12 protein-coding genes, 1 tRNA gene and 2 pseudogenes are annotated in these 12,605 nt (G+C 70.7%); 5 read left to right on the top strand and 10 right to left on the bottom strand.

Going from position 1 to position 12,605, the window contains the following annotated elements:
• A pseudogene (locus tag C3488_RS08205) lies at window positions 1–362 on the top strand (sugar hydrolase); the annotation flags it as partial.
• Between the two features lie 18 nt (window positions 363–380).
• Here C3488_RS08205 and C3488_RS08210 read toward each other — a convergent pair.
• The 5 genes from C3488_RS08210 to C3488_RS08230 all read right to left on the bottom strand — a co-directional run bounded on the left by C3488_RS08210 (window position 381) and on the right by C3488_RS08230 (window position 5,906).
• Window positions 381–908 (bottom strand): STM3941 family protein, encoded by a 528-nt coding sequence (locus C3488_RS08210; RefSeq protein ID WP_258053335.1) that lies wholly within the window; start codon window positions 906–908, stop codon window positions 381–383.
• Window positions 909–1,042: 134 nt separating this feature from the next.
• Complete coding sequence (locus tag C3488_RS08215) at window positions 1,043–2,476, bottom strand: GH1 family beta-glucosidase (protein ID WP_103838660.1); 1,434 nt, start codon at window positions 2,474–2,476, stop codon at window positions 1,043–1,045.
• Window positions 2,477–2,614: 138 nt separating this feature from the next.
• Window positions 2,615–3,517, bottom strand: coding sequence for a carbohydrate ABC transporter permease (locus tag C3488_RS08220; RefSeq protein WP_103838661.1), 903 nt, complete (start codon window positions 3,515–3,517; stop codon window positions 2,615–2,617).
• A gap of 11 nt (window positions 3,518–3,528) precedes the next feature.
• Window positions 3,529–4,539 (bottom strand): carbohydrate ABC transporter permease, encoded by a 1,011-nt coding sequence (locus C3488_RS08225; RefSeq protein WP_103838757.1) that lies wholly within the window; start codon window positions 4,537–4,539, stop codon window positions 3,529–3,531.
• A 5-nt stretch (window positions 4,540–4,544) separates the two neighbouring features.
• Window positions 4,545–5,906, bottom strand: coding sequence for an ABC transporter substrate-binding protein (locus C3488_RS08230; RefSeq protein ID WP_103838662.1), 1,362 nt, complete (start codon window positions 5,904–5,906; stop codon window positions 4,545–4,547).
• Window positions 5,907–6,242: 336 nt separating this feature from the next.
• Between C3488_RS08230 and C3488_RS08235 the strand changes: the two genes are divergently transcribed.
• Entirely contained in the window at window positions 6,243–7,298 is a 1,056-nt protein-coding gene (locus tag C3488_RS08235; protein ID WP_103838663.1) for a LacI family DNA-binding transcriptional regulator, read from the top strand.
• 48 nt (window positions 7,299–7,346) lie between these two features.
• On the opposite strand, the pseudogene C3488_RS08240 reads toward C3488_RS08235, so the two are convergent.
• Both C3488_RS08240 and C3488_RS08245 read right to left on the bottom strand, forming a co-directional pair.
• Window positions 7,347–7,852, bottom strand: a pseudogene (locus C3488_RS08240) (GNAT family N-acetyltransferase).
• Window positions 7,853–7,877: 25 nt separating this feature from the next.
• Window positions 7,878–8,321 (bottom strand): helix-turn-helix domain-containing protein, encoded by a 444-nt coding sequence (locus C3488_RS08245; RefSeq protein WP_103838664.1) that lies wholly within the window; start codon window positions 8,319–8,321, stop codon window positions 7,878–7,880.
• Between the two features lie 77 nt (window positions 8,322–8,398).
• On the opposite strand from C3488_RS08245, the gene C3488_RS08250 reads away from it, so the two are divergent.
• The 3 genes from C3488_RS08250 to C3488_RS08255 all read left to right on the top strand — a co-directional run bounded on the left by C3488_RS08250 (window position 8,399) and on the right by C3488_RS08255 (window position 10,500).
• Window positions 8,399–9,040: an NADPH-dependent F420 reductase gene (locus tag C3488_RS08250; RefSeq protein WP_103838665.1), complete on the top strand. Its 642-nt coding sequence runs from the start codon at window positions 8,399–8,401 to the stop codon at window positions 9,038–9,040.
• A 116-nt stretch (window positions 9,041–9,156) separates the two neighbouring features.
• On the top strand, window positions 9,157–9,279 hold the full coding sequence (locus tag C3488_RS41420) for a hypothetical protein (protein ID WP_258053336.1): 123 nt from the start codon (window positions 9,157–9,159) through the stop codon (window positions 9,277–9,279).
• A gap of 96 nt (window positions 9,280–9,375) precedes the next feature.
• Window positions 9,376–10,500 (top strand): DUF4037 domain-containing protein, encoded by a 1,125-nt coding sequence (locus tag C3488_RS08255; RefSeq protein WP_103838666.1) that lies wholly within the window; start codon window positions 9,376–9,378, stop codon window positions 10,498–10,500.
• 275 nt (window positions 10,501–10,775) lie between these two features.
• On the opposite strand, the gene C3488_RS40065 is transcribed toward C3488_RS08255, so the two are convergent.
• The 3 genes from C3488_RS40065 to orn all read right to left on the bottom strand — a co-directional run bounded on the left by C3488_RS40065 (window position 10,776) and on the right by orn (window position 12,486).
• Entirely contained in the window at window positions 10,776–11,456 is a 681-nt protein-coding gene (locus C3488_RS40065; RefSeq protein ID WP_146067845.1) for a hypothetical protein, read from the bottom strand.
• A gap of 226 nt (window positions 11,457–11,682) precedes the next feature.
• Window positions 11,683–11,755: transfer RNA gene (locus tag C3488_RS08265), tRNA-His, on the bottom strand.
• Between the two features lie 128 nt (window positions 11,756–11,883).
• Window positions 11,884–12,486 (bottom strand): oligoribonuclease, encoded by a 603-nt coding sequence (gene orn, locus C3488_RS08270; protein WP_103838668.1) that lies wholly within the window; start codon window positions 12,484–12,486, stop codon window positions 11,884–11,886.
• Between the last annotated feature and the right edge of the window lie 119 nt (window positions 12,487–12,605).

The raw sequence follows: 12,605 nt of genomic DNA on the forward strand, positions 1-12,605 counted from the left end.
TGGCGATGGACTACGGCCCCGCGTACAGCGGCGACATGGGCACCTACGCCGAGCAGGCGGCGACCGCGACGCAGGCGCAGATCAAGAGCGTGCTGGGCCTGACCGACAGCGCGGCCTGGAAGACGGTCGCGGTCACCCCGATGATCGGCGTCAACGACGTCTCCTCCGAGATCTTCAAGGTGGAGGACGCCGCCCAACTGGTGACCTTCGCCAAGTCCAAGGGCCTCGGCTGGCTGTCGATGTGGTCGGCCGCACGCGACAAGCAGTGCGACGGCGGCCCCAAGCCGACGGCGGACCCGACGTGCAGCTCGATCACCCAGGACAGGTTCGCGTTCTCGAAGGCGTTCGGCGCCTACAAGTAGTGCCTGTTCTCCAGGGTGCTACCGCCTGATCCTCAACTCGGGGTGGTGGCGGCGCATGGCCGCCACCACCTCGTCGAGGTCCACGGGGAGCGTGGTCGCCGAGATGGTCGCCGGGCTGTAACCGAAGCGCAGGTTGGCCTTGCCGGCGATCCGGGCCGTACGCGGTGCCCGCGCCAGGTAGGCGTCCGGATCATTGAGCACCAGTTCGATCACGCGCTGAGAGGTGGAGCGGACCCTGATCTCGCGGACGGTGACCTCCGCGATCTCCGTCCAGCGGATCGAGCCCAGCATCACATGGGTCAGGCCCTCGCCGGTCAGCACCAGTTCGGGCCGGCGTCGCAGAAGGCGGCCGATCGCCACGCAGGCGCACAGGCCGAAGAACAGCACGGCGGCCGCGCCCGCGAGGACGCCTTTGAGCGTGGCGTGGTCGATCAGCAGCCAGACGCCCAGAGCCACGAACGCCAGCGAGCCGAAGGCCGTCAGTGAGGTCCGCCGCAGCGAGGACGGGTAGGTGGTTGCCGCTCTGTCCGCGGCTTCGGTGGTCACGCGACCGAACCCTAGGGGAGTGGGCCACGCGAGGGAGCCCCTTTGCGGCAGGCTTCGGGCGGCACGGCGGACCACCGGGGCGCGGCACCTCCCTCCTGTGCCGCGCCCCGAGCCCTTGTCCCCCCCCGGGCCGGTCAGTCCTCCAGCGGCGGCAGCTCCCCGGTCCGCGCCGCCCGGCTGTACCAGTGCGCGCTGGACTTCGGGGTCCGCTCCAGGGTCGTGTAGTCCACGTACACCGCCCCGAAGCGCTTCCCGTAGCCGTACGCCCACTCGAAGTTGTCCATCAGGGACCACAGGAAGTAGCCCCGCACGTCCGCCCCGTCCGTGATCGCCCGGCGCACCGCCGACAGGTGCCCGTGCAGGTAGGCGATCCGCTCCGGGTCGTGGACGCGGCCGTCCGGGTCCGGCTTGTCGTCGTAGGCCGCGCCGTTCTCCGTCACGTACAGCGGCAGGCCCGGCGCCTCCCGCGTGTAGCGCATGAGCAGCTCGTGCAGACCGGTGGGGTCGATCGTCCAGCCCATCTCGGTGCGCTCGCCCGGGGTCTGGTGGAAGGCCACGTCGTCCGCTCCCGGCCAGGGCGAGTAGGCGCTGGCGCCGTGACCGTCAGGGCGTGGGCCGCTCGCCTGCTCGTCGGCCGCCGAGACCAGCGTCGGCGCGTAGTAGTTCAGGCCCAGCGCGTCCAGCGGCTGGTGGATCGTCTCCAGGTCGCCGTCACGGACGTGGGACCAGTCCGTGACCGACGACGTGGCCGCCAACAGGGTTTCCGGGTACGCGCCGTGCAGCATCGGGCCGTGGAAGACGCCGTTCGCCAGGTCGTCGATCTTCTGACCCGCCGCCAGGTCTGCCGGGTCCTGCGAGACCGTGCGCACCACGGAGGGGTTGAGGCTGACCGTCACCGCGTTACGGGCCGGCATCACGGACCGCAGGGCCGAGGCGCCGAGGCCGTGGGCCAGGTTCAGGTGGTGGGCCGCGCGCAACGACGCCGCCGCGTCCGTACGGCCCGGGGCGTGCACCCCGGAGCCGTAGCCCAGGAAAGCGCTGCACCAGGGCTCGTTCAGGGTGATCCACTGCTCCACGCGGTCGCCGAGGGCCTCGCCCACGATCTGCGCGTACTCGGCGAACCGGTACGCCGTGTCCCGCTCCGGCCAGCCGCCCGCGTCCTCGAGTTCCTGGGGGAGGTCCCAGTGGTAGAGGGTGATCGCCGGCCGGATGCCGTGCGCGAGGAGCTCGTCCACCAGACGGCGGTAGAAGTCCAGGCCCCGCTGGACCGCCGGGCCCCGGCCGGTGGGCTGCACGCGCGGCCAGGAGATCGAGAAGCGGTACGCGTTCAGGCCCAGCTCGGCCATCATCGCGACGTCCTCGCGGTAGCGGTGGAAGTGGTCGACAGCGATGTCACCGGTCTCGCCGTCGGCCGTCTTGCCCGGCGTGTGGCTGAAGGTGTCCCAGATGGAGGGGGTGCGGCCGTCCTCCCGCACCGCCCCCTCGATCTGGTACGCGGAGGTCGCGGCGCCCCAGAGGAAGGCGGGGGGGAAGGTAACCGGGGGTGCCGACTGTGCGGACTCAGACATGGAAGCGCTCCCATACGAGGTCGTGAAGACCGATGAGTTGGAGATGAGGAGGAGGGGGGAAGGGAAGGGGCCGGAGCGGCGGTGATCCGGCCCCGTCGGCGGTGGGCGTCCACGACGGGCGAACACGACGGATGCGCGTCAGCCCTTGACCGCGCCCTGCATGATGCCGCCCACGATCTGCTTGCCGAAGATCGCGAAGACCAGCAGCAACGGCAGTGTGCCGAGCAGCGCGCCCGCCATGATCAGCGACTGGTCGGGGGTGTAGCCGCGGCCCAGGCCCGCGACCGCGACCTGCACGGTCGGGTTGCCGTTCTGGGTCAGGACCAGGAACGGCCACAGGAAGTCGTTCCACGTCTGCACGAACATCAGCATGCCCAGGACGGCCATCGCGGGGCGGGCCGCCGGGAACACGACGTGCCACACCACGCGCCAGCTGCTCGCGCCATCCATCCGGGCAGCCTCGATGATCTCGTCCGGCAGCGCCTGGAGCAGGTACTGCCGCATGAAGAACACCCCGAACGCGCTCACCAGCGACGGCAGGATCACGGCCTGCAACTGGTCGGTCCAGTCCAGCTTGGCGACCATCATGTACAGCGGGATCACGCTCAGCTGCGGCGGGACCATCATCGTGCCGATGACGATCAGCATCAGGGCGCCCTTGCCCTTGAAGCGCAGCTTGGCGAAGGCGAACCCGGCGATCGTCGACAGGAAGACGATGGTCGCCGCCGAAACACCCGCCACGAACGTGGTGTTGAAGAACGCCTTGCCCAGATTGGCGTCGTTCCAGGCGATCTCCAGGTTGTTGAACAGGTTCGACCCGAACCAGAAGGGCGGGGGCGTCTGCGCGAGCCGGTTGTTGTTGCGCGAGGCGGCGATCGCCGTCCACACCAGCGGAAGCAGCGAGCCGATGCTGAAGAGGATCAGGATGGCGTAGGCCACGGGACCGGCGTGGAGCTGCCCGCCGGCGCGCGCCGCCTTGGGCCGGCGTACGCGTTTGGGCTCCCGGGTCTTCTCCTCGGGCTTCGTCAGGGTCGTCGTCACGGCCGGTTCTCCTAACTGCTGGCGCGCAACCGGCGCGAGATGACGTAGTTGACGATCCCGATCACGATGAGGATCAGGAACATCGTCCAGGCGATGGCGGAGGCCCGGCCCAGGTGCTGGTTCACCCAGCCCTGCTCGTACAGGTACAGACCCAGCGTCTGGAACTGGTGCTCGGCGCCGCCCGACGCGCCCTTGTTCGCGTCGAACAGCAGCGGCTCGCCGAAGACCTGGCTGGCGCCGATCGTCGACACGACGACCGTGAACAGGATCGTCGGCCGCAACTGGGGCAGCGTGACATGGAAGAACTGCTGCCAGCGGTTGGCCCCGTCCAGGGCCGCCGACTCGTACAGGTCCTGGGGGATGGCCTGCATCGCCGCCAGGTAGATCAGCGCGTTGTAGCCCGTCCAGCGCCAGATGACGATGGACGAGACGGCTATCTGCGAGGGCCACTTCTCGTTCTGCCAGTCGATGGCGTCGATCCCGACGAAGTGCAGCGCCCAGTTGATCATGCCGTAGTCGCGCCCGAAGAGCAGCACGAACACCAGCGAGGCGGCCGCGATCGAGGTCGCGTACGGCGCGAGCATCACGACCCGGTAGAAGGTCGAGGCGCGCAGCTTGTAGTTGAGGATGTGGGCCAGGCCCATCGCCATCAGAAGCTGCGGGACGGTCGAGATGATCCCGATGGTCAGGGTGTTCTTCGCCGCGTTCCAGAAGAAGTCGTCGTCGAAGATCCGGGTGTAGTTGCGCAGCCCCGCCCACTCCATGTCGGTGGGCGCCGTCAGCTCCACCGTGTGCAGCGAGGCCCAGGCCGTGTAGAGCAGCGGGAACAGGCCGAAGGCGATGAAGAGCAGGAAGAAGGGCGAGACGAAGGCGTACGGGCTCCAGCGGAGGTCACGCTGCCAGCGCCGGGAGAGTCGTGCGCGGCGCCGCTGCTCCGCCTCCGTGGGTACGGCGGGCGGGCGGCCCGGGGCCGCGCCCCCCTCCTTGGCGGGGGGCGCGGCGGTGTCGTGCCGGGTGGCCATGCCGGTCACTTCTCCAGGTTGTTGTCGATGGTCTTCGTGGCCGTGTTCCAGGCCTCCTCGGCCGACTTGCCCTTCGTCACGAGGATGACGCCGTTGTCGGTCAGACCCTGCTGGATGATCTGGTCCTTCGGGCCGATGATCTGGACCGGGCTGGACTTGGCGGCCTGCGCGAAGATCGTGCCGATCGGGGCGTCACCGGTCATCTCGTTCTTGGCGCCGGTGACCTCGGGGGAGCTGTACGCCGCCTGCGCGCTCGGGAAGCTGCCCTGGACGCTGAACAGCTTGGCCTGCTGCGCGGGCGCGGTCAGCCAGGCGGCCAGTTCCTGGGCCTCCTTCACGTGCTTGCCGTTCTTCGGCACGGTCAGGAAGGAACCGCCCCAGTTGCCGGACCTGGGCGCGACGGCCACGTCCCACTTGCCCTTGGCGTCCGGCTTCGACTTGCCCTTGATGTAGCCGAGCATCCACGGCGGGCAGGCCATCGCGGCGAACTTCACGTTGGCGATCGTCTGGTCCCAGGTCGGCTGGAACTGCGTCTGGGCGCCGACCAGCCCCTTCTTGGCGGCGTCCGCGGTCAGGTCGAAGGCGGCCTTGACGGCCGGGTTCGTCTTGTAGATGACGTTGCCGGAGGAGTCGTAGAACTTCTTCTTCTCACTGCTGAGGACGGCGTTCAGCAGACCGCCGGGGGAGTCCCAGAAGGTGGTGCCCTGCGGCGCCTTCTTCTGGTACCGCTCGCCGACGCTGACGAGCTTGCTCCAGTCGCCGGACCACAGCTTGCCGACCTCGGTGCGGTCGGTGGGCAGACCGGCCGCCTGGAAGAGGTCCTTGCGGTAGCAGACCGCCATCGGGCCGACGTCGGTGCCGAGGCCGATCGTCTGGCCGTCCTTGGTGGTGGCCTGCGCCCACTTCCAGTCGAGGAAGTCGCTCTTGTTCACGCCGGAAACCTTGGAGAGGTCCGTGAGCTTGGCCGCCTGGGTGCTGACGACCTCGGCTATGTTGCCGACCTCGACGCCCTGGATGTCCTGCAGACCGCTGCCGGTGGTGAGGTGGTTGACGAGCGCCGGGTAGTAGTTCTCGTTCCGCTCGGTGACGTTCTCGGTGATCTTGATGTTGGGGTGGAGCTTCTCGTACTCGGCGTAGAGGCCGGCCTCCTTGAAGCCGAAGGTGCCGAAGAGACCGAGGCTGATCGTGGTCTTGCCGCTGCCACCGCCGTCCTGCGGCGAGCCGGACTTGTCTCCGCCGTCGTCGGCACAGCCGGCCAGCAGCCCGGCGCCCAGCACTGCGACGGCCGTGAGGGCTATCGCCTTGTGGCCGATGGGGGTCCCCCCGCTCGAGCGGAGTCGAGAGTGGGGGAGGGTACGTGCTCGCATGTCGTCCTCCAGTTGCCCTGACGTGCCGACCCCCCGGCCAACTTCTTTGCTGGGCCCGTGTCTTGTCGCTGCGGCTCGGGCGGGGAACGTGCGGGATGTGTATGGGGCAGGTACTGTGGGAGCGCTCCCACAAGTGATGTGTTGAAGGGTCGTGCGTCCGGGCGGGGGTGTCAAGGGAGCTGACGCTGTCAGACGCGTTCAGTTATCGGGACGTTAACTGGCCGCCGTGGAGGACCGCCCCCGGGCGCGATCGTCCCCAAGCGGCGGTCGCGGAGCCGCACGGGACTGTTACATTCCAGGCCAGGCGCGCGACGCGCGGTGTGACGGGAGGCGACCATGGCAGGCCACGGAACGCGGGGCCGGAGTGGCCGGCGGCCGACTCTTGAGGAGGTCGCCGCACGGGCCGGCGTGGGCCGCGGCACGGTCTCCCGGGTGATCAACGGCTCGCCCCGGGTGAGCGACGCGACGCGCGCGGCCGTCGAGGCGGCGGTCGCCGAGCTGGGGTACGTGCCGAACACGGCGGCCCGGGCACTGGCCGCGAACCGAACGGACGCGATCGCGCTCGTCGTCCCCGAGCCGGAGACACGGTTCTTCGCGGAGCCGTACTTCTCGGACATGGTGACGGGTGTCGGGGCCGCGCTGTCGGACACCGAGATGCAGCTGCTGCTGATCTTCGCGGGCAGCGACCGGGAGCGGCGCAGGCTGGCGCAGTACCTGGCGGCGCACCGGGTGGACGGCGTCCTGCTGGTCTCCGTCCACGCGGACGACCCGCTGCCCGACATGCTGGCCCAGCTGGAGATCCCGGCGGTGATCAGCGGCCCCCGCTCGGCGTCGGAGACCCTGCCGTCGGTGGACTCGGACAACTACGGCGGCGGTCGCTCGGCGGTGGAGCACCTGATCGCCCGCGGCCGCGCCCACATCGCCACGATCACCGGCCGCCTCGACGTCTACGGCGCCCAGCGGCGCATCGACGGCTATCGGGACGCGCTCAGGGAGGCGGGCCGTGAGGTGGACGAGGCCCTGATCCTGCCCGGTGACTTCACCGAGGAGGGCGGCCGGCGCGCCATGACGGAACTGCTGACCCGCCGCCCGGACCTGGACGCGGTGTTCGCGGAGTCGGACGTGATGGCGGCGGGCGCGCGCCGGGTGCTGCGCGAGGCGGGGCGCCGTATCCCGGACGACGTGGCGCTCGTGGGGTACGACGACTCGGCGATCGCCCGCCACATGGACCCGCCGCTGACGAGCGTGCGCCAGCCGATCGAGGAGATGGGCCGGGCGATGATCGACCTGCTCCTGGACGAGATAGCGGACCGCCGCCCGGTGGCCTCCCGGACACTGGACCGGCGGCAGGTGGTGCTGCCGACGGAACTGGTGGCGCGGGACTCGTCCTGACGCGCCCGTAGCGGTCGCCCGGGCACGCGCCCCTGCGCCGCGTGCGTGTCAGCCCGGCAGCGACAGCTCCCACCTGACCTCTCCGTCCTGGCACAGGTCCGTCGGTGCCAGTCCGGTCGCCGCCGCCACGGACTGCGACGCCCGGTGGGCCGGGTGGATGTGCGCGATGACGGTGGTGAGGTGCTGCCGCGCGCGCCAGTCGACCAGTCCCCGGGCCGCCTCCGTGGCCGGCCCCCGGCCCTGCCACGCGTTCCGACGACCCACGCGATCTCCGTGGCGCGGTCGGTGACCGTCGCCTGCACCGTGCCCACGAGACGGGACTCCCCACGCTGGAACAGCACCCAGTTGCACCAGGAGACGGCCGGGTCGGGGGAGCCGGAGACCAGCCGTTCGCAGCGTGCGCGCAGGGCGGCCGGGGAGAGCGGCACGCCGCCGGTGTACGTGTGCAGCCTCGGGGCGGCCAGGGTCTCGGCCATCTCCTCGGCGTGGTCGACGCGCAGGGGCAGCAGGTCCAGGCCCAGGCGGGCGGTGCGGATCGGTTCGGGGCTGAGCACTCGGTGGGGCCTTCTCTGCGTCTTCTCACTCGGCGGGGTGACCGGAAGCGAGAGCCGCCCCGTGCGTGCGTGCGGGCCGTGGCCGGCCGGACGCAGCGAACGTCGCGCGGGCCGTCGCCGGGTCCCCGCGCTCCTGCGCCGCCATCACCTCGTCGCCGTGCTCGAACGCCCAGGCGCCGAACGCCTCGATCGGCGGCAGCAGGCTCCGCCCCAGTTCCGTGAGTCCGTAGTCGACGCGGGGTGGGGCGCCCGGGCGGGCGCGGCGCTCGACCAGCCCGTTGAACTCCAGTCGGCGCAGGGTCTCGGTGAGCACCTTGGGACTGACGCCGCCGATCCGCTCGCGCAGCCGGCCGGGGCGCTCGGGGCCCTCGCGCAGCGCCCAGATCACCACCGGGTTCCAGGTGTTGGCCAGCAGGTCGAAGGCGAGCCGGGCGCGGCAGTCGGCGATGAAGCCCTGGTCGACGGTCACTTACCGAATGGTGCCCGAACAGCTTCCTACTGTCGTTCCGAATACGGGAACCGGACCACCACACGGGAGTGGGAACGATGAGGATCGGGATCGCCGGCACCGGCGCCATGGCGAACGCCCTGGGCGGCCAGTGGGCACGGGTCGGCCACGACGTACTGGTGGGCGGCCGGGACGCGGGCCGCTCGGCAGCCCTGGCCGAAAGGATCGGCGGACGGGCGGGAAGCCTGCGCGACGTTGTCGAGCACGGTCGGGACGCGGTGCTGCTGGCGGTGCCGTACGCGGTGGCCGCCGACGTGGTGTCCGGTCTGTCCGACACCCTGGCGGGCCGCACGCTGATCGACTGCACCAACCCGGTCGGCCCGGGCTTCCTCCTGGAGACCGCGGGCGGTCCCTCGGCCGCCGAGCGCATCGCCGCAGCCGCCCCCGGCGCACGCGTGGTCAAGGCGTTCAACCTCTGCCATGAGAGCGTGTGGCGGCTGACCCCGCCCGTCTTCGACGGCCGTCCCCTGGCGGTTCCGCTGTGCGGCGACGACGCCTCGGCCCTGGAGACGGTACGCCGCCTGGTGCACGACCTCGGCTGCCGGCCGCTGGACGGCGGGCGGCTGGAGCGGGCGGCCCTGCTGGAGGCGACAGCGGCCTTCCTCATCGGACTGTGGGTGGGCCAGGGGGCGGACGCCCAGGCGATCGCACCGCCGTTGGAGTACTCGGGGGCCGTGTGAGGGGCCGTGCCAACCGGTCCCGGACGGACTGCGACCATGGGACGCATGCGAGAAGGCGGTGCGATACGGGCAGTCGTGGCGGGGGCGTGCGGTGTGCCGACGATGTCCCTGGCGGCGTGCGCGAGTTCGAATTCGCCTCCGCGGCCGACGGCCGGGCGGACCATGCCCTGCCGCGCACCCTCGACCCGAAGCAGCACCCGGTCGTGGTGATGGGCGACGGGACGGAGCTGAACGACTGACGGAGCCTCTGGCCGGGCCTCCCGCGGAGCCTGTGGCGAGGATGCCGCGCGGATAACCGGTGGTCCCGGCGGGAACAGGCCCGGCACAGTGAGGTCATGGCGACCTCCGAAGCCCGGTTCATGCCCGGCCTGAAGCTGTCCGCGATCCTGTACGAGGAGGCCGTGGGGCCGCTCCTGCGCGAGGCCTTCCCGGGACTGCGGTACGCGGCGGCGCGGATCGGCAGTGGTTCCGAGGTGCTGGGTTTCGACACGCCCCGCTCGGCGGATCACGAATGGGGACCCCGGCTGGAGCTCTTCCTCACGGCCGAGGACCGCGCCCGGCACGGCGACGACATCCGCCGCCTTCTGTCCGAACGGCTGCCCAAGCAACTGCGTGGCTGGCCCACCCACTTCCAGGAGAGCGACGACCCGCTGGACCCGGTCGGACGTATGCGGCCGACCGACGGGCCGGTCAACCACCGTGTCGACGTGCACGACGTGGAAGGGTGGCTGGCAGAGCGGCTCGGGCTGCGCTCGGGCGACACGGAACCGAGCGTGCGCGCCTGGCTGGCGATGCCCCAGCAACGGCTCGCCGAGACCACCGGCGGCGCGGTGTTCCACGACGGGCCCGGCACCCTGACCGCCGCCCGGCGCCGGCTGGCCTGGTACCCGGAGCAGGTGTGGCGGTACCTGCTGGCGTGCCAGTGGCAGCGCATCTCGCAGGAAGAGGCGTTCGTGGGACGCTGCGCGGAGGTCGGCGACGACATCGGCTCCGCCGTCACGGCCGCCCGCCTCGTACGGGACCTGATGCGGCTGTGCCTGCTGCTGGAGCGCCGGTACGCCCCTTACGGCAAATGGCTCGGCAGCGCGTTCGCCCGGCTGCCGGTGGCGGCGTCGCTCGCTCCGTCACTGCGCGGTGCGCTCGCGGCGACGGACCACCCGGACCGGGAAGGGCACCTGTGCGACGCGTACGAAGCGGTCGCTTCCCTGCAGAACGCCTCCGGACTGGCCACCCCGGTGGACCCGAGGCCCCGCCCCTACCACGCGCGCCCGTTCCTCGTCCTGCACGCCGAGCGCTTCGCACAGGCCCTGGCCCGCACGGTCACGGACCCCTGTCTTCGCGGCCTGCCCCTGGTCGGAGGCGTGGACCAGTGGGCGGACAGCACCGACCTGCTCAGCCGTCCCGACCTCATCGGTGCGCTGTGGCACGCCGCAGGCCCTGACACGCAGGTCAGCCGGTGACCCCACACCCGCAGGCCACCGGCTGACCACCGCTTGTGTGCCAGGCTCGGTCAGGACGCTGTCGCCCGTGTCGAGATCGCAGATCCAATGACTCACCCCCACGTTCGGCGGGCTCCTGCCCCAGGACTTCGGGACCTTCGCCAGGTCCCGTGCGGTCCTGCCCGGAGGCCGCTCGGCGGCCGAGCCGCTGAAGCCGCAAAGCCTCCGCGACGCCTCGGAGGAGGCGACGTCATCGGAGGCCGATCACAACCTGCGTTCCTCGCAGGCCCTGCCGTTCACCCGGTCGCAGAGGAAGAGCCACCGAGCGAGTCGATCTGCCGTTGCAGCACGGCCTCCGCAGCCGCCTTGTCCGCGGTGGCGTCGGTGAATCGGCTGATCCGGACGAAGACGTCGCCCCGGACCGCGGCGACTTCCACCCGGACGTTGCCCAGACTGTCCGGTTTCTCGGCGACCGAGCCCTCCCCCTGCACGGCCGAGTCGGTGAAGGTTGCAAGCGAGTTCTGCTTCCAGCTCGCGGTGAGGTCGGCGTACATGCTCCGGGCGCCCCGCGTGGAGCGGAACTGCACCATGAACACCTCGGTCTGGCTGCCGTCGTCACCGAACCAGCCTCGGCGCGCCGCTGTGACGAAGCCCCGCTGGGTTGCCCTTGCCTTCTCGTACGCCCGCGCGTCCGGGCGGTAGAAGTTGTCGACGAAGCCGGTCAGGTCGAACACCCCCGTCGGGGTCCTGGTCCACGTCTGAGCACCGGCCGGCAGCGGGAGCACCCTGGCCAGCAGCTGTGCTCCGACGCCGGTCGCCGACCCGGATGGAGAGGCAGATGGTGAGGTGGACGAGGCCGTGGACGGTCTCGTGGCGCTCGGCTTGGGCTCGTCGTGGCCCGCCGTGACGGTCTGGTGCGTCGTACAGCCCGCCAGTGTCATGGCGATGGCCAGGAACGTGAAGGATGTGACCTTCACACGTGAATGTTTCACCACCGCATGATCATGTCGGATCGCAGATGGGCGGTCCAGTGTGATTCAGAGCACAAGAGACTGGCTCGATGCCGGGTGGCGGGCGGCTGTCAGCCGGCCGAAGTCGGGGACGGTTCCTCGGGCGCCCGGTGGTCAGGTCACTGGAGGAGCCGCCGGAAGAACAGAAGAGGCCGACAACCTCGTTACCGAAGGTTGTCGGCCTCTGACTGAGGGTGAGTGACGGGACTCGAACCCGCGACATCCTGGACCACAACCAGGTGCTCTACCAGCTGAGCTACACCCACCATGACCGGTGTTTTCGCAGTGGTTTCCCCCACCGGCCGAGAAAAAGTGTACAGGGTCCGAAGGGGTGCTCGCGCCAGCGTTTCCCCGGGCGTCGGGCGTGGCGCCCCGTCGGGCCCCGTCGAGGCCGCTACCGAGCGGGCAGCACGTGCTTGGCCGCGATCGCGCGCGCCGTGTCGGAGTCGGGGCCCGGCTGCGGTACGAAGATCGCCTCCCGGTAGTAGCGCAGCTCGGCGATCGACTCTCGGATGTCGGCCAGCGCCCGGTGGTTGCCGTTCTTCTCCGGACTGTTGAAGTACGCCCGCGGGTACCAGCGCCGGGCCAGCTCCTTGATCGAGCTGACGTCCACGATCCGGTAGTGCAGGTAGTCCTCCAGCGTCGGCATGTCGCGGGACAGGAAGCCGCGGTCCGTGCCGACGGAGTTGCCGCACAGGGGCGCCTTGCCAGGTTCCTTGACCCACTCCCGTACGTAGGTCAGGACCTGCTCCTCGGCGTCGGCGAGCGTCGTGCCCGCCGCCAGCTCGTCGAGCAGTCCCGAGGCGGTGTGCATCTGACGCACCACCTCCGGCATCGTCTCCAGTGCCGCGTCCGGCGGCCGGATCACGATGTCCACCCCCTCGCCGAGTACGTTCAGCTCGGAGTCGGTGACCAGCGCGGCCACCTCGATGAGCGCGTCGTCGGACAGCGAGAGGCCGGTCATCTCGCAGTCGATCCACACCATGCGATCGTTCATGTGTCCCACCTTATGGCCCGGGCGTGGCATGCGGACCGCCCGTGCATGTGACCTGTGCACGGGCGGATACGGCGACGGGCGGGACCGGGGTCGTGCGACCCCCGTCCCGCCCGTCCTCA

Source organism: Streptomyces sp. Ru72, assembly GCF_002920635.1.
In the GTDB taxonomy this organism is placed as follows: Bacteria; Actinomycetota; Actinomycetes; order Streptomycetales; family Streptomycetaceae; genus Streptomyces.